The 26,158-nt window shown below is 42.6% G+C and carries 19 protein-coding genes; 16 read left to right on the forward strand and 3 right to left on the reverse strand.

Translation table 11 applies throughout. From position 1 onward, the window contains the following. The first annotated feature begins 320 nt into the window (after window positions 1-320). The 5 genes from MAS10914_RS0121135 to MAS10914_RS0121155 all read left to right on the forward strand — a co-directional run bounded on the left by MAS10914_RS0121135 (window position 321) and on the right by MAS10914_RS0121155 (window position 5,710). Window positions 321-3,569 carry a DEAD/DEAH box helicase gene (locus MAS10914_RS0121135; protein WP_017317938.1) on the forward strand — a complete coding sequence of 1,083 codons (3,249 nt, stop codon included), beginning with the start codon at window positions 321-323 and terminating at the stop codon, window positions 3,567-3,569. Window positions 3,570-3,651: 82 nt separating this feature from the next. Beyond that, window positions 3,652-4,020, forward strand: a complete 369-nt coding sequence (locus MAS10914_RS0121140; RefSeq protein ID WP_017317939.1) for a four helix bundle protein — start codon at window positions 3,652-3,654, stop codon at window positions 4,018-4,020. A gap of 41 nt (window positions 4,021-4,061) precedes the next feature. Further along, complete coding sequence (locus MAS10914_RS0121145) at window positions 4,062-4,901, forward strand: SWIM zinc finger family protein (RefSeq protein WP_017317940.1); 840 nt, start codon at window positions 4,062-4,064, stop codon at window positions 4,899-4,901. Window positions 4,902-5,024: 123 nt separating this feature from the next. After that, window positions 5,025-5,291: a hypothetical protein gene (locus MAS10914_RS0121150; RefSeq protein WP_156818206.1), complete on the forward strand. Its 267-nt coding sequence runs from the start codon at window positions 5,025-5,027 to the stop codon at window positions 5,289-5,291. Beyond that, window positions 5,288-5,710 (forward strand): putative toxin-antitoxin system toxin component, PIN family, encoded by a 423-nt coding sequence (locus MAS10914_RS0121155; RefSeq protein WP_017317942.1) that lies wholly within the window; start codon window positions 5,288-5,290, stop codon window positions 5,708-5,710. Before MAS10914_RS0121150 ends, MAS10914_RS0121155 begins: the two co-directional genes overlap by 4 nt. A gap of 90 nt (window positions 5,711-5,800) precedes the next feature. On the opposite strand, the gene MAS10914_RS0121160 is transcribed toward MAS10914_RS0121155, so the two are convergent. Beyond that, entirely contained in the window at window positions 5,801-6,592 is a 792-nt protein-coding gene (locus MAS10914_RS0121160; protein WP_017317943.1) for a class I SAM-dependent methyltransferase, read from the reverse strand. 113 nt (window positions 6,593-6,705) lie between these two features. Here MAS10914_RS0121160 and MAS10914_RS0121165 point away from each other — a divergent pair, with 113 nt between their 5' ends. Together MAS10914_RS0121165 and MAS10914_RS0121170 are read left to right on the forward strand one after the other, a co-directional pair. Continuing rightward, on the forward strand, window positions 6,706-8,079 hold the full coding sequence (locus tag MAS10914_RS0121165; RefSeq protein WP_033366337.1) for an LCP family protein: 1,374 nt from the start codon (window positions 6,706-6,708) through the stop codon (window positions 8,077-8,079). An 86-nt stretch (window positions 8,080-8,165) separates the two neighbouring features. Next, a complete protein-coding gene (locus MAS10914_RS0121170) occupies window positions 8,166-9,629 on the forward strand; it encodes a cryptochrome/photolyase family protein (RefSeq protein WP_017317945.1) in 1,464 nt (487 codons plus the stop codon). 831 nt (window positions 9,630-10,460) lie between these two features. Here the strand turns inward: MAS10914_RS0121170 and MAS10914_RS0121175 are convergent. Next, complete coding sequence (locus tag MAS10914_RS0121175; RefSeq protein ID WP_017317946.1) at window positions 10,461-12,674, reverse strand: phosphoketolase family protein; 2,214 nt, start codon at window positions 12,672-12,674, stop codon at window positions 10,461-10,463. Window positions 12,675-12,873: 199 nt separating this feature from the next. On the opposite strand from MAS10914_RS0121175, the gene MAS10914_RS0121180 reads away from it, so the two are divergent. From MAS10914_RS0121180 to MAS10914_RS0121225, 9 genes are all read left to right on the forward strand, one after another. Then, window positions 12,874-14,256, forward strand: a complete 1,383-nt coding sequence (locus MAS10914_RS0121180) for a cytochrome P450 (protein WP_017317947.1) — start codon at window positions 12,874-12,876, stop codon at window positions 14,254-14,256. 109 nt (window positions 14,257-14,365) lie between these two features. Next, window positions 14,366-15,718 carry a cytochrome P450 gene (locus MAS10914_RS0121185; protein WP_017317948.1) on the forward strand — a complete coding sequence of 451 codons (1,353 nt, stop codon included), beginning with the start codon at window positions 14,366-14,368 and terminating at the stop codon, window positions 15,716-15,718. 225 nt (window positions 15,719-15,943) lie between these two features. Continuing rightward, window positions 15,944-16,693 carry an LmeA family phospholipid-binding protein gene (locus tag MAS10914_RS0121190; RefSeq protein WP_017317949.1) on the forward strand — a complete coding sequence of 250 codons (750 nt, stop codon included), beginning with the start codon at window positions 15,944-15,946 and terminating at the stop codon, window positions 16,691-16,693. Window positions 16,694-16,904: 211 nt separating this feature from the next. Further along, entirely contained in the window at window positions 16,905-18,599 is a 1,695-nt protein-coding gene (gene crtO, locus MAS10914_RS0121195) for a beta-carotene ketolase CrtO (RefSeq protein ID WP_017317950.1), read from the forward strand. Window positions 18,600-18,787: 188 nt separating this feature from the next. Then, on the forward strand, window positions 18,788-19,483 hold the full coding sequence (locus tag MAS10914_RS0121200; protein WP_017317951.1) for an MBL fold metallo-hydrolase: 696 nt from the start codon (window positions 18,788-18,790) through the stop codon (window positions 19,481-19,483). A gap of 210 nt (window positions 19,484-19,693) precedes the next feature. Beyond that, window positions 19,694-19,927, forward strand: a complete 234-nt coding sequence (locus tag MAS10914_RS0121205) for a Nif11-like leader peptide family natural product precursor (protein WP_017317952.1) — start codon at window positions 19,694-19,696, stop codon at window positions 19,925-19,927. 557 nt (window positions 19,928-20,484) lie between these two features. Beyond that, window positions 20,485-22,179, forward strand: coding sequence for a beta-carotene ketolase CrtO (crtO, locus tag MAS10914_RS0121210; RefSeq protein ID WP_017317953.1), 1,695 nt, complete (start codon window positions 20,485-20,487; stop codon window positions 22,177-22,179). Window positions 22,180-22,329: 150 nt separating this feature from the next. Beyond that, window positions 22,330-23,421, forward strand: a complete 1,092-nt coding sequence (locus MAS10914_RS0121215) for a saccharopine dehydrogenase family protein (protein ID WP_017317954.1) — start codon at window positions 22,330-22,332, stop codon at window positions 23,419-23,421. A gap of 970 nt (window positions 23,422-24,391) precedes the next feature. Then, on the forward strand, window positions 24,392-24,778 hold the full coding sequence (locus MAS10914_RS0121225) for a hypothetical protein (protein WP_017317956.1): 387 nt from the start codon (window positions 24,392-24,394) through the stop codon (window positions 24,776-24,778). A gap of 73 nt (window positions 24,779-24,851) precedes the next feature. On the opposite strand, the gene MAS10914_RS0121230 is transcribed toward MAS10914_RS0121225, so the two are convergent. Continuing rightward, window positions 24,852-26,150, reverse strand: a complete 1,299-nt coding sequence (locus MAS10914_RS0121230; RefSeq protein ID WP_017317957.1) for a cation:proton antiporter — start codon at window positions 26,148-26,150, stop codon at window positions 24,852-24,854. Between the last annotated feature and the right edge of the window lie 8 nt (window positions 26,151-26,158).

Consider the following 26,158-nt stretch of genomic DNA (forward strand, 5'->3'; position numbering starts at 1 on the left):
AAAAAATAATTCTTTATCACTCTCACTAAGACTGAGTCGAGCCAGCAGAACCAACTCAGCTAGAAATGACTTGTAAGAGATGTTCTGGCTCGACTGCTTTAGCGATATCTTTCTTCACCCCTACTGAAAAAGGCTGTTTTTCATTCCATTTCCATTAAAATTCCCACAGGAAATTAGTAAAGCGCTAGGCTGGAATGATATTTAACGCAAGAATTAGGAAATCCTAAATTCTTAACAGAATTGTATAACACACCATACCGACGTTTGGTAAAGTAATTTAGACTCTCTAGAAATTCTAGACCAACCAAAAGCGTGGACTCATGAAAGTTATTCATGGTACATGGATACCAAACGCTGGGGGTGAATTCATTCAGTCAGGGTCTTTTTACCTATGGGTAGAAACCCCTGAACTCAAAAAACGTCGTAACAAAAATCAACAAATTCACCCCGGACATCTAGCACAGGATGAATTGGTAGCTTTTTTAGCCCAAGAGTTAGGAATAAAAGAACCAGCAGCTACCTTAAAAGAACGTATATCTCCCAAATATTTTGCTCTACCGACTGCTAACAATCAGCCCATTCCCTCACCAGAATTAATTAAGTATCTGGAAATAGACCTACCTGAAGAATATGAAGGTTTTCAATACTGGCAGGTTGATTGCTATGAGGCTGTAGCCTCTGTCAAAACTGATTCTTATCGAGTTTCAAAAGCTATCAATGTTATCAAGCTCCTCAACGAAATCCACTTTTTAGCATTATACGGTTCAGGTGAAATTCAACTTGGATCAGATATCTTATTTTGGTATCACTACATTCAAGCCTTTAAGGAATTCATTCTCAAAGACCAATATATACCTGCACTAAAATACCGTGAGTTAGAAGCTACCGTTACTAAGACTCATAAAAAAAGCAAGACAAAAACCGAAGCAACACAGCCATTTGAAATCTACGCTACTTGGGAAATTATTTCTCTTGCATACGAATCAAACCTGAAAAAATATATCGAATATATGCCATTAATTTGTGTGGCAGGTTCGGTAGCACCTAATAATCTAGTAGAGTTCTTTGATAGAGAAAAGCTTTTACGTCACTTCAGTGAGTCTCTCCTTGACGATATAGTCACCCACACACCCTCAACAGCTGCTTTTGACAAACAAATTGCTGATTCGCTCATTCACCATTGCTTACGTCCAAACAGTTACAACCCACTCTCCACGGATGCTGCTTTAGAAGAATACAAGCAATGGTTGACATGGAAAACTAAAATCGCCCGTACCCAAAGCGACTCCCCCTTTCACCTCTGCTTTCAGTTACACTCACCTCCTTTAGAGAGGATAGACAATTGGCACATTCAATTCCTTGTAGCTAGCAAACAAGACCCCTCTTTGAAACTAGCGCTGGCTGACTACTGGACAATGAACCAAAAAACCAAAACAGGGGTACACAAGCAGTTTGGTAAGGACTTTGAAACAAATCTGCTACTCAATCTGGGCTATGCAGCACGGATGTATCCTATGTTGTGGCAGGGACTGGAAACACAACACCCCACGGAGGTGCAACTCACCCTAGAAGAGGCTTTTGACTTCCTAAGAGAAAGTGCTTGGGTGCTGGAAGATGCTGGTTTCAAGGTCATTGTACCTGCTTGGTATACCCCCGCAGGTCGCCGTCGGGCAAAAATTCGCCTCAAGGCATCTGCTAGCAAATTATCTGCAACGAAAAGCAAGACAAAAAGCTATTTCAGCCTTGACTCACTGGTGGAGTATCAGTACGAACTGGCAATTGGTGACGAAGTCGTAACTTCACAGGAATGGCAACAACTCATTAATGCTAAGACTCCCCTAGTCCATTTTCGCGGTCAGTGGATGGAACTAGACCGGGACAAAATGCAGCAGTTCCTGGAATTTTGGCAGTCACACGCTGATGAAAAATCAGAAATGACCATGCTGGAGTTCCTGCAACGTAGTGCTGAAGTGGGTGAAGAATGGGAATTTGAATATGACCAATTCTTGTCTGAGACAATGGCGAAGTTGCAAGACAAGAGCCGGCTGGAACCCATTTCTGAACTGCAACAATTGCAAGGAACTCTCCGTGAGTACCAAAAGCGCGGTGTCTCATGGTTGCAGTACCTGGAAAGATTGGGATTAAATGGCTGTCTGGCAGACGATATGGGCTTGGGGAAGTCGGTGCAGGTTATTGCTAGACTCGTGCAGGAGAGGGAGTCTTTTCAAATAGGGGAAGTGGGGGAAGTACAGGGAGAAGTTAGTTCCTCATCTTCTTCTCTAATGCCTACACTATTAATTGCCCCGACTTCAGTTGTGGGAAACTGGCAGAAAGAAATTACCAAGTTTGCGCCCCAACTTAAAACAATGGTGCATCACGGGAGTAGCCGCATTCAGCAGGAGGAAGATTTTAAAACAGCTAGCTTACAGCATGATGTAGTGATTACCTCCTTTACTCTGGCTCGCAAAGATGAAAAACTACTTGGTAGTATCAACTGGCAGCGTGTAGTGCTGGATGAAGCGCAAAACATTAAAAACCCTAAAGCTGCACAGACCAAAGCTATTTTGAAACTATCGGCAAAACACCGACTGGCGTTGACGGGAACTCCTGTAGAAAACCGCTTGCTGGATTTGTGGTCAATTTTTAACTTTCTCAACCCCGGTTACTTGGGGAAAGAAGCGCACTTTCGTAAGTCATTTGAGATTCCAATTCAGAAAGAAAATGACAAAGTAAAATCAACTACCCTCAAAAAGTTAGTTGAACCATTGATTTTGCGGCGAGTCAAGACTGACCAATCTATCATCAATGATTTGCCTGATAAAATTGAACAAAAACTATATACGAATTTAACGAAAGAACAAGCATCCCTCTACGAAGTTGTTGTAAAGGATGTGGAGGAAAAACTGCAAACAGCAGAGGGAATTCAACGTAAAGGATTAATCCTCTCTACGCTAATGAAATTGAAGCAGATTTGCAACCATCCAGCACAATTTTTACAAGATGGGAGTGAATTTTTGCCTGAACGTTCCCATAAATTGAGTCGTTTAGCAGAGATGGTGGAAGAGGCTTTATCAGAAGGAGAAAGCCTCCTTATTTTTAGTCAATTTACTGAGATATGCGAAAGTCTGGAGAAATATCTGAAACACACTCAGCACTGCAACACTTACTATCTGCATGGCGGTACTAGTCGCCAACGACGGGAGAAAATGATTGGTGAATTCCAAGATCCAGAAACAGAATCGTCTGTTTTTATACTTTCTCTCAAAGCAGGTGGTGTTGGTATTACCCTTACTAAAGCTAACCATGTTTTCCACTTTGACCGTTGGTGGAATCCAGCAGTAGAAAATCAAGCAACTGACCGTGCTTTCCGTATTGGTCAAAAGAAGAATGTTTTTGTTCATAAATTTGTTGCTATTGGTACTTTAGAAGAGAGAATTGACCAGATGATTGAAGATAAGAAAAAACTCTCTGCTGCTGTTGTTGGTGCTGATGAATCTTGGCTAACAGAACTGGATAACGAAGCTTTTAAGGAACTCATTACATTAAATAAAAGCGCGATTTTGGAATAGAGAATCCAGAACGCAGAACTCAGAACTCAGAATTTTGAGTTATAACAACTAAGTTCTGTGTTCTGAACTTTAGGAGTTAGTGATGAAGAGGGAGCCAGCAAAGACTTTTCAGGATTTGATTGTTTGGCAAAAGGCGCATCAATTTGTTTTAGGAGTCTATCGGTTTAGTACTGATTTCCCTAAAACAGAAATTTACGGATTAACTTCCCAACTGAGACGAGCAGCAGTTTCTATTCCAGCTAATATTGCAGAAGGATTTAGGAAAAAAACGGCTCCTGATAAACTGCGATTTCTCAATATTGCCCATTGTTCGCTAGAAGAGTGCCGTTATTACTTAATTCTGGCAAAAGACCTTGAATATGGAAACACTTTAGATTTGACATCTCAACTTGAAGAAGTGAGCAGGTTGCTAACAGCCTATTCCACTTCCATTCTCAATTCCGACTTCTGAGTTCTGAGTTCTGCATTCTGAGTTCTTTCCTGGAGTAATTTATGGCTAAATTTAGTCGAACTTGGTGGGGCGATCGCTTTATTAAAGCACTGGAAGCTTTTACCGATGATTCTAGACTCCAACGTGGACGCTCTTATGCTCGTGGTGGTAAAGTGTTGAGCTTTGAGATTGAGCAAAATCACATCACGGCTATGGTAAAAGGGTCAGTTAATCCCTATTTTGGAGTTTACAAAGAACCAACATACCACATTTCAATTGAAATTACACCCATTGCCAAAACACGTTGGAAGGAAATTATCCAACAACTTTCATCCAAAGCGAGTATTGTTTCTCGACTGCTGCTTAATGAAGTCCCAGAAAACATTGAAGACTCCTTTTCGGAATTAGGATTACACCTATTACCTCATAACAAAAAAGACTTTAAAACTTCATGTTCTTGTCCAGATTATGCCAATCCCTGCAAACATATTGCTGGAGTTTACTATTTAGTCGCTTCTCAACTGGATCAGAACCCATTTTTGCTATTTGAACTACGAGGGTTATCCAAAGCAGAACTTCAGGCAAAACTAGCTGAGTCGCCCTTGGGTAAAGCACTTTCAGAAGAACTCGATGCTAAAGAAGTTAAGATAGAGGCTTCAACTTCTTTCTATACAAAACTTTCTAAACAGCAGATTCACCAAAAGCCAACTGCAAGGGAATTTTGGTTAGGGACAAAGCGATTACCTCAAACCATTGAAGTTGCAACTCCAAGCGCAGTTTCAGCAATTTTGATTAAGAAACAGGGGGATTTTCCTGCTTTTTGGCAAAAGGATAATTCTTTTATTGAAGCAATGGAGGAATTATATCAGCGAGTGAAAACGAAAAATCAGAATTTGATGTGAGGTTGTCTGTATCTGTTTGGGAAATTTCTGGCAACAGGCTGAACCTCTCATTACCGAATTTCAGTACGCTCATATTCAACGGATGTGACATCAGGGTAAAATGGAAATTAGAAAATAAACATCGTGGATACAAAGATGATTGTCAAAGTGACAGATGATGGAAAACTAGAAATACCATCAGAATTGTTAGAAAAACTAAAGCCATTGACTGAGTATGAAGTTTCAGTCACAGAAGATGAAATCGTGTTCAAAAAAATCCGTCAACCACTAACATTAAAAGAATTAAGAAGACGAGTACAAGAAGCAGGTTTAGACTCCAATCAACCTACACTGGAAGAAATCAGTCAGATAGTCAAGGAAGTACGACAAGAACTTTGGACTGAAAAATGAAAGTTGTAGTTGATGTTAACGTTTGGATATCAGCTTTGTTGTGGGGAGGTGTACCAGATAAAGTTTTAATACTTGCAGAAGACAAGAAAATTACTATTTTTGCTTCTAAAGCTTTATTTCTAGAATTAGAAACAACTTTACGCCGTAGAAAATTTCAGTCCAAAATCCAATCTTTAGATTTGAATGTAGATGATGTCATTAATGTGACAAAAGATGTCATACAGATGTGTCCAGATATTTCTGTTGATGCACCTCAACTACGCGATTCCAAAGATAATAAAATTTTAGCTGCAGCTGTTGCAGCGAGTGCGGAAGTCATTATTACTGGTGATTTAGATTTACTAGTCTTGACTGAATTTAATCAAATTCCCATTTTGACACCTCAAGATTTTCTGTCTCGCTATTTTCCGGAAAGCTGATAATTAGTTAATACTGTTCAGATAAGATCCTTCACTACCCAATTTCAGTACGCTGATATTCATCAAAGTTTGACAGAAATTTTTCTGATGTTAAACTACTCTATAAGCCCATATTTCAAACTTAGCTTCAGAAGAGAGAACTTCTTCGAGAGATTTGTAATGCTGAATACAAAACTCTTCAAGTTCATTCATAATCTTGTGAAATATCTCATCTGGTACCTGCCAACATAAGCCGTATGCTCGTGCTCTAAAAAAACCTAATAACTCTCTGACTGTGTTTTTAACTGTCCATTCTTTGGCAACGAAGTAATTTGACTTGCATCCTTTGCTGTGGAAATATTCCTCTACATTTATTTCTTGGATGGCTGCATTGATACGCTTTGATTTTTGCTTATAACCCTGATACTTAGCCAGGATAGCTCGAAAATAATCTTCAAATTCTTTGCGAACTGGCGGCGTGATCCATTGACAGTTGAGATAAAAGCCTCTAGGTTTCAGTACTCGATTAATGTCATCCAAAAATGCTTTCCAATCAGAAACAGTATGAACCATATGAACAGTCAGTACAACGTCGAAGCTATTGTCTGGAAAAGGCAAATGTGAAGCATCAGTATGAATCAACTTCAAATTTGGGGGAATTTCATTAAATTTCTGACGGAACTGCTCGAGCATTTCTTCAGAAATATCAATTCCTGTGACTGAATAACCACGCCTAACGAAGGGAAGAACATTTAAACCTGTACCAACACCTGGTTCTAGAAAAGATGTCTCAGGTATTGCACAAACAAGTTCAAGGATAAAGTCTGCCACTTCCTCTGCCACTGGCTCTGTTAACCAGCGCGTTTGGTCATAGATTTGTGCAATCTTGTCGTAATAGTTCATTCCTGGTGGAAAGAAAAGACGGTTAACGATGAAAATAGAGATGGATGTCGTTTGATATTCTGGCTTAAATCTGCAAATTTATTGTAAGTATATCAGTGAGTGTGAACAAATCAGTGACCATTCAAAAAACTTCTGCGACAGAAAACCATAATCCTCAGAACCACAACCGAAAAGGTTGGTTATTATGGTTAGGTTTGGGCGGGATGGCGATGGTTTCAGCAACAGCGGGAGGGTTGTTAGCATTTTCTTTGACCAGTACACCTTTAATGCAGGCAGATTTGAGTCCACGCGAGGCGGCAGTTTTTGATACCGATCACATCTCCGGACAGGGGCTGCAATTTTCTGAGTTAACTCGCCCCGTCAATATTTTAGTTATGGGAATGAGCGTACTCTCAACAGATATTCAAAGCCCTCATGAACAAACTAAAAATCTCGGATACCTACCTCAGGTTAACTCCTTTGATGGTCTTTCGGATGTTATGCTTTTGCTGCGATTTAATCCAGAAAAGAAAAAAATAGTCATGCTTTCTATTCCCAGAGATACCCGTGTCCCTATTGAGGGGCATGGTGTGGGGAAAATTAATGCAGCGAATGTTGAAGGTGGACCGGCTTTAAGTGCCAAGACTATCAGTACACTGTTGGGAGGAGTAGAAATTGACCGATATGTGCGGATAAATATTTTGGGAGTTAGCAAGCTGATAGATGCTTTGGGAGGAGTGACGGTTGATGTCCCTAAAGATATGAAATACCAAGATGATTCCCAGCACTTATACATCAATTTAAAGAAAGGGTTGCAGCATCTCAACGGCGACCAAGCATTACAACTGTTGCGCTACCGTCATGATAGCCGTGGGGATATTGGTCGGGTTGAGCGACAGCAAATGGTTATAAGGGCACTGATGGAGCAAACCCTCAACCCCCAGACTTTAGGACGATTCCCTAAAATTGTCAAGGTTATTCAATCTCATATCGACACTAATTTGAGGGTTGAAGAGTTGATGACACTGGCAGGTTTTGGAATGCAAACCAATGGCTCGGATGTAGAGATGTTAATGGTTCCGGGTAAGTTTAGCGCGAAGGGGGAGTTTGATGCTAGCTACTGGATGCCAGATGGCGATCGCATCGCTGCTATGATGACTCAACACTTTGATTTAGAGTCGGTAACACGACAAGCATTTGATCCAAGTCATTTGCACATAACTCTTCAAGACACCACAGGTAGCGAAAGCACGAGTCTCGAAGGTTTAATGACAACTTTACAACAAGCTGGTTATTCCAATGTTTATATATCTAAGTCTTGGAGTGAGCCTGTCAGTGAGACTCATATTATCGCCCAACCAGAAGATAACGCAAGTGCTGAAGCTATTCGCAGTACTTTGGGGTTTGGGGAAGTCCAAGTGCAAAGCACCCATCACCTCGACTCACATATTACCATCGTGCTGGGAAAGGATTGGTTGCAGCAACAATCTACTGATTTGTCTTATTAAATTCGCAGTGATAAATTTTACTTCTCTTTTGACTTTTGACTTTTGTTAACTTTAAGATAGTACGAGTGAACTATCTTAAGGATGGAATGTCTGATTTAATTCTGTTTTGGCATCGTCGCGATTTGCGTATTTCGGATAACACAGGACTCTTGGCTGCACGAAAGCAGAGTCCAAAGGTCGTGGGTGTGTTTTGCCTCGACCCAAATATTTTGGAACGCGATGATGTTGCTCCGGTTCGAGTGACTTACATGATTGGCTGTTTGCAGTCGCTACAGGAGCGATATGCTCAAGCTGGTAGCCAGTTGTTAGTTCTCCACGCCAATCCTACGAAAGCAATTCCAGAACTGGCAGCGGCTGTTGGCGCTCAGGCTGTATTTTGGAATTGGGATGTAGAACCTTATTCTCAAGAACGCGATCGCACCGTTATAGAAGCGCTGAAAGAAAAAGGTATCCAGTTTCTTCCAGAAAACTGGGATCAGCTACTACACTCCCCAGAAGATATTCGTACTGGTTCCAACGCTCCTTACACCGTTTATACTCCCTTTTGGAAAAATTGGAGTAACAAACCAAAGGCGTCTCCTGTAGAGACGAGCCATGGCGCGTCTCTACAAAATATGACGGGATTGACAGAAGCTGAAAAGGAAATTGCAAAGGCTTCTGGAGTGATAGAATTACCCTCAGCCAAAGATTTAGGTTTCCACTGGGATGGAGAATTGGTCATTGCACCTGGTGAGGCGGCGGCGCAAGAACGGTTAGAGGAATTTTGCGCCAGTGCGATTAATGAATACAAAGAACAGCGCAATTTCCCCGCAGTTGATGGTACATCCAGATTGAGTGCGGCTTTGAAATTTGGTGTGATTGGGATTCGCACCGTTTGGCAAGCAACTGTGGAGGCGTTAGAAAATAGCCGCAGTGAGGAAACAGAAACCAGCATCCGTGCATGGCAACAGGAACTAGCGTGGCGGGAATTTTATCAACACGCGATGTATCACTTCCCAGAACTAGCAGAGGGTGCTTTCCGAGAAACTCTGAAAAACTTTCCTTATGACAATAACGAAGAATACTTCCAAGCTTGGTGTGAAGGTAGAACTGGCTATCCCATCGTAGATGCAGCAATGCGCCAGATGAATGAACTTGGCTGGATGCACAACCGCTGTCGGATGATTGTCGCGAATTTCCTAACCAAAGACTTGCTGATAAATCCCCAATTGGGAGAAAAATACTTTATGCAGAAGCTGATTGATGGCGATTTATCTGCCAACAATGGTGGCTGGCAATGGAGTGCTTCTAGCGGTATGGACCCCAAACCCTTGCGAATATTCAACCCTGCAAGTCAGGCGCAAAAGTTTGACCAAGAGGGGGACTACATCAGGCAATGGGTTCCGGAATTGCGGTCTATGGATACGGAATATTTGGTAACTGGTAAAATTTCACCTTTAGAACGGGATGCTATTGGCTATCCTCATCCAATTGTGGATCACAATCAACAGCAACGACAGTTTAAAGAGCGATATCAACGGCAAAAAGATGGATTAGGAACGCTGGGCTGAAAATTAAGCATTGGCGATTGATGCGGTGAGTAAATATAGAGCAACTCAATTGAATAACGTATAGATTTACCTGTATTTATCTGTATTTATCTGTGTCCATCTGTACGCCAGTCGCCACAACGGGGGGAACCCTCCGTGCCTCCTGCGGAGGAGCTTTGCTAACGCGTAGCGTGCGCTTTGCGCTCAGTTTGCCCGGAGGGAAACCCTCCTTGCAACTTCTCACCGCAAGGCGCTGGCTCGTCCATCTGTGGTTCAAAAATTCATAAATCGTATTTTTGCAAGAAGTCTATCTTGGATGTCGCAATTCATCTCCCGTTACAGGCTTCGCCTTAACGGTGAGATGAATTGCGACCAATAAAAAACATGGCTTCGCAATACCTTGGTGTAGTAGAATATACTTGCCACCAAAAAAGTTAGGGTTAGGCAAGATTGGTGTTTCTCCACCAGACAACTCGCATCACCAAAAAGAAATACCTGATTAACAGGGGGGTCGAATGTTGTGAATCAGACAAACGATACATCAGAATAAGTATTTTGTGACTGCGGTCGGGCAGCCCGTGGTAGTAAAACAGATGCTTGTGGAGGGGAATCTGTCGGGGTCAGTGCCTGTGGGAGAGTTTTTAACTGGTTATACCACAGTGGGCTAGAAAAACCTGTTGAAGCAAGAATCTCCCTTCACAGGCGAAGCCTTGAAGGTGAGAGTGTCAATGAACAATACGGTTCAGATAAGACCAAAACCCTTATCAGGAACACAATGTAGAGACGCGCCATGGCGCGTCTCTACACCTGACCGAATCTCACCAAAAATCCTTAACTGAACCGTATTGCAACTTAACCCACTAACTCCTGTGCCCGCTTCGCCAACGCCTGTGCAGTCAAACCATTAAACGCCATCAACTCACCTGCACTCGCTGTCGTCTCTCCACGCTTCCACGCGAAGGTATCACGCTTGCTGGTACTCCGCAGCATAATGGGTTCCAGCATCGCCGAAGCGCCACCCGTCACACCAATGAGTGCATCGCCAGCAAACAATTCGGCAAATTTCTCATCTTCCAAGAAACCGCCATCGGGTTCAGAACAAGTATCCCAAGCGGTATCGTGGGGACGATACAAGCGACGGGGGTTAATAACAGAAACAATTCTTGTACCAATACCTTGTTGTTCTAATAAAGCAGCAGCTTCAAATACTGGTGTTAATGTCATATCGCCAATAACGGCAAACACAACTTTTTTATCTCCAGGAACTTCTTGCAACACTAACGCACCATCGCGCAAAGCTTGACGAGTTTGTTCCAAAGTGGTGCGAATTGGCAATGGCGACTTACTCGCAGTAATCACAATTCCCTTATTCTTAGTCGTCAGGGCCCACTCATAACACACTTGGATACTGTTAGCATCGGGAGGGAATAATGGGAACACATTGCCATTCCGCATCAAGGAAGCAAAATAAGCTTCAATTTCTGGACGTTGGTGAGTCCAACCATTGCGCCCTTGCTCTAATGCCCCGGCAGTAAATAAAGTAATAGTCGAGGGAGTAGGACGCCGCAATTCTGCCATTGCTTGCGTGACTGTTTGCCAAATTGGTAAACCGTTGATGGCAAAAGATTCGTAGGAACACCACAAAGTCCGCGCACCCATCAACGATAAACCAGCAGCTAACCCCGCACAAGCATCTTCACTCAATGGTTCGTAAACTTGTCCGTTTGGTGCTTGGTTGTATAAGTCGTCGGTGGTGGGGTGAATAATCTTGAGTGCTTGGTTGATGTTGGCAATACCAGATGCTTCGTTCCCGTCGGCGTTGGTGACAAGGAAGTTGCGATCTATCTGTCCAACTTTTCCCACCAATCTTCCCATAGATGTGGTGGAAACTTTTGGTTCGCCACCTACGGGATATTCTTCTAAAGGCAATTCGCCTAATTCTGGCAACTCATATTCAAATTCTGTCACAACTGTCTTCGCTGCTGGACCTCCGCCTGCGCGTTCACAGTTTGTCCGTACCAGTTGCCAAACTTCTGGAGGCAAGGCGCGTTCTTTTAACGCATTTATAATATGGGGTGCATCCAGGGTGTCTTTGGCGTAGAGGTTGTGAGATTTGGCACCTCGTGCGTGCACTCCAGCACCTTTGAGTTGTTTAATGATAAATACGGTCAGCTGACCACTCAGTGCCGATCGCGCTGCTTCATCCACACCAATTAACACAGCTTTGGTAAAGGCTAGCCGCTGCTCAAAGGAAAAGGCAGTACTATCAACGTAATCACCTGGTTGATTTGCATCATCAAAGTCTTTGGCATCGACTAACACAACTTCTTCAAAACCGTTTCCATGCCAGTAAGCCATCATTTGTTCATTGGTTTTGAGGGAAACCATGCTATGGTGTTCCTGGCTGTAACCGTTCCACACCAACACTGGCAAGAAGTTGGTCACACCACCGAAAGCGGTGTGGAAGTGAGACATTGAACTCATGATGTAGGGTTCACCGAGTCCACCGTCGCCCAGGGTGAAAGGGAAAAGCTTGTCTTTGTGCAGCCGTGCTGCTGCCATTGCAAAGTGTTGCCCTTGTCCCAAAGGCCCTGCGGGTGCGAGAATACCGGGAATGTAGCCGCTAAGGTGTCCAAGAAGTCCGTGTTTTTCCCGGAAGCGATCGCGCAATTGTTGTACTGTAAAAATTCCCATGTCCTCTAGCGAACGATCCAAGAACATGGCACTATAAAATCCAGGGGCATGGTGTCCCACTTCGGTGATAATGTTCTTGTAACCGAGCATGACAAGCGCTGCGTAAGCTTCCGCTTGAGACGCAAAACCGCCTGGGTGTCCAGAGGCTTTACTTGCGGTGACTTGCAGTATCAGGTAGCGCAAAGCGTCGGCAGCAAGTAAGGTTTGGAAGGCGGCTGCTGGATCTGTGGGGTCTTTTATTGCTACTTTGCCCGACTCTATGACAGGTGTTCCACCATAAGTTTCAAAACCTGGGATTGCTTGACCAAAGTATTGAATTCCTTCGCAAAAATCGGGAGATGCTGCAGTTGCCTTTGGGGTGATTGCTGTCATGCTGAGTACCTTATTTCAAGTATTGAGGAGACACTATACATGCTCCTTCAATTTAATAAAAATTTTACAACTTTCAGGTTGTTACAGTTTATTACTGTTTAGTAACGCTAAGATAATTAGCTTAAATATTGAAAGGCAATGTCAGGAATTTATCTTAAGGTAGTTTCAGTAGCAAAAAATTTTAACTCACAAAAAATTTATGAAACTACCAAATGGTCCACAAAGCCCTGCCTTTGTACAAATGCTTCGCTGGGTTTTCAGCCCTATGTCCTTTATGGAAGAGTGCGCCCAGCGGTATGGGGATATTTTTAGCCTGCGGTTACAAAGCAATAGTTCGCCTATAGTGTTCGTTAGTAATCCCCAGGCATTGCAGGAGATTTTAACAAGCGATACAAAGCAGTTTGAAGCCTCCGGTGAGTTGAACCAGATTTTTGCAAGTCTTCTAGGAAAGCACTCTGTGATCACTGTAAGCGGGGCGCAGCACCAGCGTCAACGGCAATTGTTAATGCCGACCTTTCATGGTGACAGGATGCGAAACTACGGTCAAGTGATTGGCAATATCACAGAGGAAATCATCAACCAATGGCAGATAGGCAAACCTTTCAGCGTCAGGTCTGCGATGCAAACCATTACCATGCGGACGATTATGCAAGCCGTGTTTGGACTATATAACAGTCCACGCGCTCAAGAACTGGAGAAACGTTTGTCTGCCATGCTCGAAAAGGGAAGTTCTCGGTTGAGTGCTGCGATGCTTTATTTTCCCATTCTACAACAAGATTTTGGTCCGTTGAGTCCTTGGGGACAGGCAATGCGCCGCCAACAGCAAGCTGACCAACTCCTTTACGAGGAAATTAACGAACGTCGAGAGCAAGCAGACGACTCTCGCACAGATATCCTCAGCTTGCTGATGACAGCAACAGATGAAGCCGGTCAACCCATGACCGACGAGGAATTACGTGATGAGTTGATGACGCTGCTGTTTGCTGGTCACGAAACCACGGCGACAGCCCTAACATGGGCATTGTACTGGATTCATAAACTGCCAGTAGTACGGGAAAAACTGCTAGAGGAACTTGATAAGTTGGGTGAAAATCCAGACCCTAGTACCATTTTTAAGTTACCCTACCTCAATGCTGTTTGCTGCGAAACCTTGCGGATTTACCCTGTTGCTATGCTGACGTTTCCACGGGTGGTGAGAACAGCCGTATCGCTATGTGGCTACGAACTGGAACCGGATACATTGGTGATTGGCTCTATGTATCTGACGCACCAGCGTGAGGATTTATACCCCCAACCCAAGCAGTTTAAGCCAGAACGCTTTTTGGAAAGGCAATTCTCCCCTTATGAGTATTTGCCCTTTGGGGGCGGTGCAAGGCGCTGTATTGGTTTAGCCTTTGCCCAGTTTGAAATGAAAGTTGTACTGGCAAAAATCCTTTCGCGGTTGGAATTGGGGCTGGTTGATGATCGTGATGTGCGACCGAAACGTCGTGGTTTGGTGACAGGACTGGAACGTCCTATCCAAATGGTTGTTAAAAATCAGCACACCGTCAAATCTCAAATTTTGGAATCTATCGCAGGTTGAGTTTTTTAAAAATAGGATTTTGGTATAGTTTTCGGCACAGTAGTAGGTAGGGCATATGTCCTACCTACTACATTTTGAGCCAGGAAAGAGAAATATCTGAAGTTTTATCATGATGGTTTCTTTAATACAAACACTACGATTAATTGTTAATCCAACAAAATTTTTAGAGGATTGTGCTGCCAACTATGGCGACATATTTACGGTGCGAGTATTAGGGATAAATTCGCCGCCAGTCGTATTTTTTAGTAGTCCTGAAGCTATTGCTGATTGTTTTGCGATTCCAGCGAAAGAGTTAGATTTTAAGAAGGCAACTCATGTTTTTGAGCCTTTGTTTGGGGCAAATTCAATTGTGTTGCAAGAGGGGCGATCGCACAATCGTCAAAGGCAGTTATTAATGCCACCTTTTCATGGCGATCGCATGAAGGATTACGGTCAAGCCATTTGCCAAATCACTGAAGAAGTCACACAAAATTGGACACAAGGCACATCTGTTTCTATGCAACAAGTCATGCCTGATATCACTTTGCAAATTATATTGCAAGTGGTATTTGGTATGAGTCCCGGTGGGCGTTATCAAAAATTAAAAGAACTGCTGAGTTCTTTGTTAGAAGACGTGACTAAACCTTTGTACTCTACCTTGTTTTTTTTCCCGCCACTACAAAAAGATTTAGGTGCGTGGAGTCCTTGGGGAAATTTTACCAGACGGCGAGAGGAAATTGATAAACTGATTTATGCAGAGATTTCCGAACGGCGTTTATCTAATGATGCTTCGCGTACAGATATTTTGAGTTTGCTGATGTCGGCGCATGACGAAAACGGACAGCAGATGACAGATAAAGAGTTACGCGATCAATTAGTTTCTCTGCTACTTTTAGGATATGAAACAACAGCACCAGTCTTGGCGTGGGTGTTTTATTTAATTCACTCTCATCCTCAGGTAAAAGATAAGCTGATGCAGGAATTGAATACTTTAGGAGATGCACCCAATCCTGAAGCTATGACTCAATTACCTTACCTCAGCGCTGTCTGTCAGGAAACACTGCGAATTCACCCCATCGCTTTGATTTGCACACCACGAATGGTAAAAGATAAAGTAGAAATTGCTGGTCATACATTTACATCAGGGACAGTTTTAGTTCCCTCCATTCATTTAGCACATCGACGTGCAGAAACTTACCCTGAACCAGAAAAGTTTCAACCAGAAAGATTTCTCAACCAGAAATTTTCGCCTTATGAATATTTCCCTTTTGGTGGCGGTTATCGTGGATGTATTGGTGCAGCATTTTCTATGTATGAACTGAAATTAGTAGTAGCAACAATTTTATCACGTTTTCAACTAAATCTGGCTGACAATCGTCCAGTGCGTCCAGTACGTCGTGGCATTACGATTGTTCCCTCTGGGGGTGTGCGGATGGTTGTTACTAAAGAGATGAAGAAGGCAAATAATTTTGTGTATTTGTAGCTATTGCTCAAGGTGTAAAGATTAAGGAACCACAGATGCACACAGATTAACACAGATAGTATTTTCCTCTTCTTCCTCTATGTTCTTTGTTGCCTCATGTGGTTCGTTTATTATCCAATGATAGGATTTTTATATCTTCCTTCTTTTATATCTTGATGTAGATACTATTCTGAGTTTTTAGCGTCAAAATTAAGCAGTAAAAGGACGCGAGGAGATAAATAATTCATGTCACAAGAGCAACGGTTAGAGGAGCAGATGCTTTCCCAGGAAGCCGAAAGGCGACTTTCTGAACAGCTCGATGGAGCAGAAAAAATAGACGTAGATGTACAAACAGACCTGCTGAAAATATTTCAGGGACAGGCAGATGGAGTTTCTGTAACAGGTCAAGGATTGGTAATGCGAGGCATCCGTGTGCAGGACATAAAACTGCAAACAGATAGCGTTGCTGTGAATCCTTTAAGTGCTATTTTTGGTCAAGTAGAACTGAATCATCCAATCAATAGCACTGCTCGTATTGTACTTACAGAAACAGATATTAACCATGCATTGACCTCAGATTTTGTTCGCAGCAAGATGCAAAACTTTGAGTTAAATGTAGAAGGTGAAATTGTATGTTTACAGCCACAAGAAATCCAAATTCATTTACTAGCTAATGGTAAGATAGGGTTTACGGGAAAGGTTCTGTTAAAAGAAAAAGGGAATGCTCGCCCAGTAAGTTTCACTGCACAGGTTTGTCCACGCACTAAACACAAACCCATAATGCTAGAAAATTTCAACTGCACTCAAGGGGAAGGGATTTCACTCGAAGTTGTTGTTGCCCTAATGCAGAAGGTAAAACAACTGGTAAATTTACCATACTTTGAGTTTGATGATGTAGTATTGCGTGTCAAAAATATGGAAGTGCAAAAAGGCACTGTGACACTTTTGGTAGACGCTCATGTTAGGCAAATACCTGCTAGTGCAAGTAATAGTTAATTATGAGTTGGGAGTTGTGGTATACTCCCGCTGTTCTTTGTCAAGAACTATCACTAACCACTAAACTAGCGCCTAAGAGCAATTACCTGTTACCAACAGTAACATCATTATAAATCATACCTAAAGGTTAATTTTTATAACTGCCGAATGATGTAAAGGTATCAACATCTTTCTAAAATCGGGAGTATATCTACTTCCCGAAAAATAAATTATGCAAACTTATGATGTTGTAATTATTGGAGCAGGACATAATGGGCTAGTTTGTGCCGCTTATTTGCTGAAAGCTGGCTATAGCGTCTTGCTATTAGAAAAGCGTTCTGTTCCTGGTGGTGCAGCGACAACAGAGGAATGTTTGCCAAAAGAAGCTCCTGGATTTAAGTTTAACTTGTGTGCCATTGACCACGAGTTTATTCACTTAGGACCAGTCGTACAAGAATTAGAACTGGAAAAGTACGGTTTGGAATATCTGGAGTGCGATCCAGTTGTTTTTTGTCCTCACCCCGACGGGAAGTATTTTTTAGGTCATAAGTCGTTAGAAAAAACTTGTGCAGAAATTGCCCGTTACAGTGAACGCGATGCCAAAAAATATGCTGAATATACAGACTACTGGCAGCGGGCAATAGGTGCAATGGTTCCCATGTTTAACGCGCCGCCAAAGTCAGTTTTAGATATTCTTGGCAATTACGACATCGCAAAGCTGAAAGATTTATTTTCGGTCATTGGTTCTCCTAACAAGACGCTGGACTTTATTCGCAACATGTTGACCAGCGCTGAAGATATTCTTAACGAGTGGTTTGATTCAGAATTTCTGAAAGCGCCTTTGGCAAGACTTGCAGCCGAACTAGGTGCGCCTCCCTCGCAAAAAACCATTGCCATTGGTGCAATTATGATGGCGATGCGTCATGACCCCGGTATGGCAAGACCCCGTGGCGGTACTGGTGCATTGGTGCAAGCTTTAGTAAAGTTGGTGACAAGTAAAGGCGGCGTTATCTTAACTGATCAGCACGTTGAGAAAGTTTTGGTTGATAATGGTCGTGCTGTTGGTGTGCGGGTGGCAAACGGCACTGAATATCGTGCTAAAGACGGGGTAATATCAAATATTGATGCCAAGCGGGTATTTTTGCAATTGATCGATGATAGCGATGTGAATGCAGCTGATCCAAATTTGCGAGAAAGATTAGAACGCCGCATCGTCAATAACAACGAAACTATTCTCAAGATTGACTTGGCTTTAAACGAACCGCCGCGCTTTGAACATCACGAACACAAGGATGAATATCTCATTGGATCTGTTTTGATTGCAGATTCTATTGCTCACGTTGAACAGGCACATAGTAAATGTACCTTAGGAGAGATTCCAGATTCCGACCCCTCAATGTACGTGGTTGTGCCGACAATGTTAGATCCATCAATGGCACCACCAGGCAAGCATACCGTGTGGATTGAGTTTTTCGCCCCGTATCAAATTGCAGGCGCAGAAGGCACGGGTTTGAAGGGTACAGGTTGGACGGATGAACTGAAAAATAAAGTTGCAGACAGGGTGGTTGATAAACTAGCAGACTACGCGCCAAATGTGAAAAACGCACTGATCGCCCGTCGCGTGGAAAGCCCGGCGGAACTAGGAGAAAGATTGGGCGCGTACAAAGGAAATTACTACCACATTGACATGACCTTGGATCAGATGGTGTTTTTCCGTCCCTTGCCAGAGATAGCGAACTACAAAACCCCAATTGAGAATTTGTTCCTCACAGGTGCGGGAACTCATCCAGGCGGTTCAATTTCAGGAATGCCCGGACGCAATTGTGCGCGAGTCTTTTTGCAGAATAAGCATCCCATAGCACAGACACTTAGGGATGCACGGGATTCGATTAAGTCAACAGTTGGGTCGGTGTTTAAGATTAATTAATTACTAGGGTAAGGTATCACGAATCGATTAGGAACTTAAGCTCTGATTGTGTAGAGACGCGAAATAGCTTCGTTAAACAAAGCTATTTCGCGTCTCTACACATTGTTTAAAACCTAATAAAGTGAGTGGTTAACAACTGTTTCATTTCTTCTTCGTTACTGTTTAATGTGAAAAGCTAGGGAAGTGTTATGCTATTTCGCCAGTTATTTGACAAGGAATCAAGTACTTATACTTACCTAATTGCCGATATCAAAACGAAGGTTGCTGTCCTCGTCGATCCAGTTTTAGAACAATTTGAGCGGGATTGCCAGCTGCTTCAACAACTAGAACTTTCTCTACGCTATTGTTTAGAAACTCACATCCATGCCGATCACGTTACCAGTACAGGCAAGTTGCGAGCTGCAACTGGTTGTGAAGCAATTCTTCCGGTTGGATCAGAAGCTGTCTGTGCAGACCGCTATATTGCAGATGGAGAAATCTTGCAGTTGGGGTCAGTCGTGATTGAGGCGATCGCCACTCCTGGTCATACAAATGCTCACCTAGCCTATCTAGTTAGCAAAGAGCGTGTTCTGACGGGTGATGCGTTGTTTATCCGAGGTTGCGGCAGGACTGATTTTCAAAGCGGCGATGCTGGTACTTTATATGACTCTGTGACACAGCGGCTATTTACTCTACCTGATGAAACTCTGGTCTATCCCGGTCATGACTATCAAGGTTGTACTGTCTCCACAATTGGCGAAGAAAAACGTTGCAACCCAAGATTTGCTAACCATGAGCGTCATAGCTTTATTGAATTGATGGGAAATCTAAAGTTAGACTTTCCTAAAAAGATGATGGAAGCGGTTCCTGCTAATCAAAATTGCGGTCGTATCTTGTCTACATAGATATAGGTATTATTTATGCTTTCACGGGCTACCTAATTACTAAGCGTGAACTTATATTTCTTTTTCAGAATCAATAATACATTTTTTTCTCTGGTTCAATATCGAAGTGTATAACCTTAATTAATAGCTCCTTTATGCATTTGACTCAACTATAGGAGTTAAATTACTACGCTTTCAAATCCGATATTTAACATACCAGAGGGACTGTTTATGACACAGAACAACGCAGCCCAACTTTTCAAAGCCGTCAGACAAGATCAGGCATTACAGCAAAGACTCAAAGCTGCAACTAACCCAGAAGCTTTCATCACAATTGCTAAAGAGCGTGGCTTTGACTTCACGGTTGAAGAACTGGAGACTGAGATCAGCAAATTGTCTGAAGAAGAGTTGGCAGCAATTGTCAATCCAGGAATAGCACCTAGAACCCATATTTATCCTAGGTAATTCCTTATCTACAAAGGGTGTACAGTATGCCGCATCAGTGGCAACTTAAACTTAAGATTAATATTGGTCATCTTGAGTAAAAGACTAGCCCTCATACCTTTTCTCCTAATATTGGGAGAAGGGGTATGAAGCCTTTTCTCCTCTCTTCCATACTGGGGCAGAAAAGCTTGTTCTATGACGAGCAAACTCTTGCAAAAGTAGATTTTTTTATATAAAACCACTGATGGACACGAAATTTACACAGATACGATATGTGTGTAAATCAGTGTTTATCTGTAATGGTCAGACCATTTTGCATGGAATCCTGAGGGCACAAGAGTTGAAGGTCTGACAGCTATTGGTCGCGCTACAGTTATACGTTTGCGAATGAATAACGCAGTGATTATAGTTGCTCAAAGACGCTGGGTAATCAGTGGTTAGCATCCGCCTGCGGATTGAAGGCAAACAAAAACTAAATCACATAAATGCTTAATATTTAATTATAACCGCCGAAAGATTTATACTTCTTAACACCTTTCTAATATCTGGGAATATACCCTACTCCCGAAGTTGCACTTATGGAAGCGTATGATGTTGTGATTATTGGCGCTGGTCACAATGCACTTGTTTGTGCCGCCTATCTACTCAAAGCTGGATACAGCGTCCTACTCCTGGAGGCGCGTTCAATACCCGGTGGCGGTTCGACAACTGAAGAACTCATGCCGCAAGAAGCACCTGGTTTTAAATTCAACCCCTGCGCTATTAATCACCTATTTATTTTCCTTGGTCCAGTTATACAAGAATTAGAATTACACAAGTACGGCTTGGAATATCTTTCCTGTGATCCAGTCGCCTTTTGTCCCCATCCCGATGGCAAGTATTTTTTAGCTCATAAGTCTGTGGAAAAGACTTGTGCGGAGATTGCCCGTTACAGTGAGAGAGATGCCCAAAAATACGCCGAATACATTGACTTCTGGCAACGGTTTGTGAAAGCAGTGACGCCCTTTTTCAACGCAGCACCGAAGTCACTTGTTGACATTGCTGGTAACTACGGTCTAAAACATCTGCAAGACTTCTTCTCAATTCTGGGGGGTCCCAACACAACTCTAGATTTAATTCGCACGCTGCTTAGTAGTCCGATAGACAATATCAACGAGTATTTTGATTCTGAATTTGTCAAAGCACCCCTTGCGCGACTATCTGCGGAACTGAGTTCACCTCCCTCCCAAAAAGCGATGTCCTTTGGGGCAATGATGTTGGCATTGCGCCATAACCCCGGTATGGCACGCCCACGCGGCGGTACTGGCGCACTCAGCGAAGCTTTAGTAAAGTGTGTGACAAGTCTTGGTGGCGTTATCCTCACCGACCAAAAGGTTGAAAGAGTTTTAGTGGATAATAATCAAGCTGTCGGGGTGAGAGTTGCAGGTGGCAAAGAATATCGTGCTAACAAAGGTGTCATCTCAAGTCTTGATGCCAAGCGGTTGTTTTTGCAACTCATGGATACAAGCGATGTGGATAGCGCAGATGCGAATTTGCGCGACCGATTAGATCGCCGCATCATCAACAATAACGAAACAATTCTCAAAATAGATTGTGCTTTATCCGAACCGCTGCGCTTTGAACATCACCAACACAAAGATGAGTATCTCATTGGTTCTATTCTGATTGCAGATTCTATGAACCATGTGGAACAAGCTCATAGTGAGATTACTTTGGGTAAAATTCCCGATGAGAACCCTTCAATGTATGTGGTGATGCCTACAGGACTTGACCCCTCAATGGCACCTCAAGGCAAGCATACATTATGGATTGAGTTTTTTGCCCCTTATCAAATTGCCGGTGCAGAAGGTACGGGGTTGAAAGGGACAGGCTGGACGGATGAATTGAAAAACAAAGTTGCTGATAAGGTGATTTCTAAACTGGCAGAGTATTCACCTAATCTCAAACACTCGATCATCGCCCGTCATGTGGAAAGTCCGGCGGAACTCGGAGAACGCCTGGGAACTTACAAGGGCAACTATTACCACATTGATATGACTCTAGAACAGATGCTGTGCTTCCGTCCTCTACCAGAGTTGGCTAATTATAAAACTCCGATTGAGAATTTATATCTCACGGGTGCAGGAACTCATCCAGGTGGTTCCATTTCTGGCTTACCGGGACGCAACTGTGCGAAAATGTTTTTGCATACTCAGGAACCATTGACACAAACATTAAAAGATGCAGGAGATTCAATAAAATCTACCGTTGCAACGGTTCTCGGTCGCGAATGATGAGTTTGTAGTAAGCGCAAAGAGTGCTTACTACAACCTTAATTCTCATAACACATCTTCCTTTGTGAGCAAGTAACGTCTTACTCGTTACCGATGACAAGGATAACTGAAAATTGATGTAATAAAAATGCTGTTGTCAGTGCTGGAGCCATGACTGAGCGGGTTTTGATTCTTGGAGGGCGGGGGCGGATCGGCAGTAGTGTTGCCCAAGACCTTCTCACCCATACACAAGCAGAAGTTACAATCACGGGACGCACCCCAGATCATGGAATGAGTGATCCGCGAGTGCAATTTTTGGTGTTGGACTTGGCAGACGTGGAGAAATTGAGGAAGGCGATCGCCTCTGCCAACTTGGTGGTTCACTGCGCTGGTCCTTTTCACTACCGAGACGCCAATGTTCTGAAAATCTGTATTGAACATGGCGTCAACTACGTCGATGTCAGTGACCACCGTTCTTATACTAGTAAGGCTCTGGGCTACAATGATGCAGCGGTATCTGCCGGTGTCACGGCGATTGTTAACACTGGCATATTTCCCGGTATTTCTAACAGCATGGTACGTCAGGGCGTTGAGCAATTCGACGCACCGGAAAAGATTCATTTGAGTTATTTGGTGTCTGGTTCGGGTGGGGCTGGTGTCACCGTCATGCGGACAACTTTTTTAGGGTTGCAAAAACCTTTTGAATCTTTGATAGATGGTCAATGGCAGATGGTAAAGCCTTACAGCCAACGCGAAAATATTGACTTTCCACCCCCGTATGGACGCACCGGAGTTTACTGGTTTGATATGCCAGAAACCTTCACACTGCCTCATGCTTTTCCCTCTGTGAAAACAGTCATTACCAAATTTGGTTCAGTTCCCGATTTTTATAATCATTTGACTTGGATAGCTGCTCATATTTTTCCTAAGCCACTCATGCAACAGAAAGGCGCTATTGAATTTTTGGCTCATGTCAGCCATTTTATGACCGATGTAACTAATCGCTTCAGTGGTATTGGGGTAGCAGTTCGCTCAGAAATTACAGGTCTTAAAGATGATAGAGAAGCAGTCTTTTGCTCTAGTTTAGTCCATGAAAATACCGCAGTGGCTTCTGGTTGTGGCACGGGTAGTATTGCCCAACTGTTACTAGATCGCAAGCTGAAAAAACCTGGTGTGTCGCCTGTTGAAGAAGCACTACCAACAGATTTGTTTGAGCAAATAATGCAAAGCCGAGGTATTAAGATTAGTCACGATTGGTTGTAAAAATAGCATTAAAGAAAAACATTGATGGCTTAAGGTATTTCCGATTCCCCAACTTTATACTGGGTTTTCTCCCATGATTAGCATCATGAATACCTTGCATAATCATCTGAAAAAATCAAACTCTGTAAAGAAAAGTAGAGCTTGGAAACTAGCAAAGTAGTAGGCACTACTTTGGTATAGCGCTAAAGCGCTTACTACATACCTTTAATTATTTACACCGACCTACTTATTTCTATTTTTTCTGCCTAGAGTGACAAAAGAAAGTTATGAGTTTTTCACCGGGCACTATATGATTCATTCACACCAAACTGTGGGTAAAGATAATCCACCTGAGATGTATATTGATTTGTTTCTCAGTAACAACGGTTGGGTAGATAAGTTAGTTGCAGTTAATCCTGGTTGAAGAAGAAAATTGGAGGTTCAGTATCAAGAAACTTCCACCTTAATAACGGGGGATGCCTGGGAGCTTGGTGTCTTTAGACCAAAGAGGAAAGGCGGCGCGAGTAGTTTTAACTACCGCGCTGTTTTGCTTTTAAGTGCTGGTTTTTTTTCTCCATTCTCATGCACTTTTTGTCTTGCTTGTCAATGCGTAAGTTCTAATTCCAGCCCCTGATGGGGTGACTCATAAAATCTCTTTTTTCTCTGCCTCCTCTGCGCCCTCTGCGGTTCAAAAGTCATTTATTTAACCGGCGCACAGAGAAGTCAGAGCGGCGGAAGCCGCCGCTCTGAACTTCGGAGGAATACAGAGGAAAATTTTTACCTATCTTGAAAGGGCTAGTTCTAATTCAAATAGCGCAGTATGGTACTTTGTGCCATATTTTGAATTTGGAATTTTAAATTTTGAATGTACCCTCTGGTAGAAGGCAAAGTTGTACCTAACCACGTAGGATTCCTGTGAGTTATACAATGCAAACAAGCATTTATATCTACTTCACAGAAGCTGACAACAGAAAACTCAGGAGGGTATATCATGCAAATCGTTTTAGCTAGTTTCAATAAAGCGTTACGTCAAAGCATCGTTGTCATCGGGTTAATGTTTTTCATCAACTTTTCGGGTTTATTTTTTTTTGTTCAGCCTAGCTATGCAGTAGGATTTTCAACTGAAAAACCTGCATTTTCAACCGAGAAACTCACACCGGAAGAGAAGATTGATCGTGCTTACGAATATAACCGAGCTGCTGGTATTCGTGCAGAAGACAGACAAGAGGCTTATGAACAAGCCGTAAAAGATTCTGAAAGCCCACAAAGTGTGGAGAAGGTTTACGAAAGGAATGTGAAGGCTTACGAAAAAGAAAATCAAGAGCCGAATTTAATTGAAAAAGCTGAAGACCTGATTGAGAAAGTAACAGGTAAGTAAAGGAAAATAAGGGAGATGAGGAAGTAAGAAGTGTTCATTTTGCATCCTTATCCCCCTTATCCTCTTCATGACTTCATTCAAATTCATCAATTGTAGCTGGAGGAGAAGCATTTTTGTTGTCGGCAAGATTGTGCTCATACCAATTCATTAATGGCGTTGAACTAATTCCATGCACAATCACAGAAACGACAATAGTGCTATAAGTAATCCAGCCAATTTGCTCACCAAGGTCGCCTTTTAAACCATTACCAAAGGCATAGGCAAGATAATATAAAGAGCCAACTCCACGAATGCCAAACCAACCAAATAACCACCGAGTTCCCGGATGAAATGTCTGATGACGCGGGTTGACAGGGCGTTTACCAATTGTGCTAATCCAGGCTCCTCCAGGTCGGATGATTAAGAACAACAAGACTATTACCAAAAAAGATTGGGAAGCATATTCCACCATTGGTTTAAATAATAAAATAGAACCCAATAATAAAATTGTCCCGACTTCCAAAAGCTTTTCAATTCGCTCTATAAATTCCAATTGTGCCAGTGGCTTTTCTGGATTTTTATAACTCCGCTGAACAACTAAACCTGCAACAAATACTCCAAGAAATCCATAACCATTCACAAATTCTGTCAAGGAATAAGTTAGCAAAATTGTGCTGATGGCAACAAAATCTTCCATTAATTCATCAGCACGACGGCGTTTTTGAATTTTTTTATCAATCCAAACGACAGCTTTGGCGACGATAATCCCCATAACTATCCCAGCAGCGATCGCCCAAATTAAATCAACCGCAACCCATTGTTTAAACCAGTTGTCCCAATTGTTATCTTTTAACGAATGAATGCCAAAATACACGAAGGGAAAAGCTAAAGCATCATTTAATCCGCCTTCTGAGGTCAAACCAAAGCGTAATTCATCTTGGTCGTGTGTATCAGTCAGTTGAACTTCTGAAGCTAATACTGGGTCAGTAGGTGCAAGAATTGCTCCTAATAAAATAGCTGCTCCCCAATCCATGCCTAAAAATAATTTGCCGACAATAGCAAGCCCAAAAATTGAAATCGGCATCAAAAAACCAATCAGCCGCACCGTTATATCCCAAGCGCCCAATTGTAGCGGGCGAATGATTTTCAAGCCGCAGCTATACACAGATACAATCACCACGAATTCTGTTACCCTTTCCAAGACCTCGGCGTTAAATACTCCGTCGCGGCGCAAGTGAACCAACCCAAAGCCATAGGGACCCAATAATATACCAACTACTAGGTAGATGAGAGCAAAGGAAAGAGGTAAGCGCGAAATCCAGCCTGAACCTAAGGTAACAATTAACAGCAGTAGACCAATGACAAATAGGTCAATAATATAGACATCAACCATAACAAATG

Origin of the sequence: Mastigocladopsis repens PCC 10914 (genome assembly GCF_000315565.1) — a bacterium.
GTDB lineage: Bacteria > Cyanobacteriota > Cyanobacteriia > Cyanobacteriales > Nostocaceae > Mastigocladopsis > Mastigocladopsis repens.

Bases quoted from the DNA above. Each gene is read 5' to 3' on its own strand.
- MAS10914_RS0121160 (WP_017317943.1), bottom strand. From the start codon at position 6,592: ATGAACTATTACGACAAGATTGCACAAATCTATGACCAAACGCGCTGG.
- MAS10914_RS0121190 (WP_017317949.1), top strand. From the start codon at position 15,944: ATGTCACAAGAGCAACGGTTAGAGGAGCAGATGCTTTCCCAGGAAGCC.
- MAS10914_RS0121185 (WP_017317948.1), top strand. From the start codon at position 14,366: ATGATGGTTTCTTTAATACAAACACTACGATTAATTGTTAATCCAACA.
- MAS10914_RS0121200 (WP_017317951.1), top strand. From the start codon at position 18,788: ATGCTATTTCGCCAGTTATTTGACAAGGAATCAAGTACTTATACTTAC.
- MAS10914_RS0121230 (WP_017317957.1), bottom strand. From the start codon at position 26,150: ATGGTTGATGTCTATATTATTGACCTATTTGTCATTGGTCTACTGCTG.
- MAS10914_RS0121135 (WP_017317938.1), top strand. From the start codon at position 321: ATGAAAGTTATTCATGGTACATGGATACCAAACGCTGGGGGTGAATTC.
- MAS10914_RS0121140 (WP_017317939.1), top strand. From the start codon at position 3,652: ATGAAGAGGGAGCCAGCAAAGACTTTTCAGGATTTGATTGTTTGGCAA.
- MAS10914_RS0121180 (WP_017317947.1), top strand. From the start codon at position 12,874: ATGAAACTACCAAATGGTCCACAAAGCCCTGCCTTTGTACAAATGCTT.
- crtO (WP_017317953.1), top strand. From the start codon at position 20,485: ATGGAAGCGTATGATGTTGTGATTATTGGCGCTGGTCACAATGCACTT.
- MAS10914_RS0121170 (WP_017317945.1), top strand. From the start codon at position 8,166: ATGTCTGATTTAATTCTGTTTTGGCATCGTCGCGATTTGCGTATTTCG.
- MAS10914_RS0121155 (WP_017317942.1), top strand. From the start codon at position 5,288: ATGAAAGTTGTAGTTGATGTTAACGTTTGGATATCAGCTTTGTTGTGG.
- MAS10914_RS0121175 (WP_017317946.1), bottom strand. From the start codon at position 12,674: ATGACAGCAATCACCCCAAAGGCAACTGCAGCATCTCCCGATTTTTGC.
- MAS10914_RS0121215 (WP_017317954.1), top strand. From the start codon at position 22,330: ATGACTGAGCGGGTTTTGATTCTTGGAGGGCGGGGGCGGATCGGCAGT.
- MAS10914_RS0121145 (WP_017317940.1), top strand. From the start codon at position 4,062: ATGGCTAAATTTAGTCGAACTTGGTGGGGCGATCGCTTTATTAAAGCA.
- crtO (WP_017317950.1), top strand. From the start codon at position 16,905: ATGCAAACTTATGATGTTGTAATTATTGGAGCAGGACATAATGGGCTA.
- MAS10914_RS0121225 (WP_017317956.1), top strand. From the start codon at position 24,392: ATGCAAATCGTTTTAGCTAGTTTCAATAAAGCGTTACGTCAAAGCATC.
- MAS10914_RS0121205 (WP_017317952.1), top strand. From the start codon at position 19,694: ATGACACAGAACAACGCAGCCCAACTTTTCAAAGCCGTCAGACAAGAT.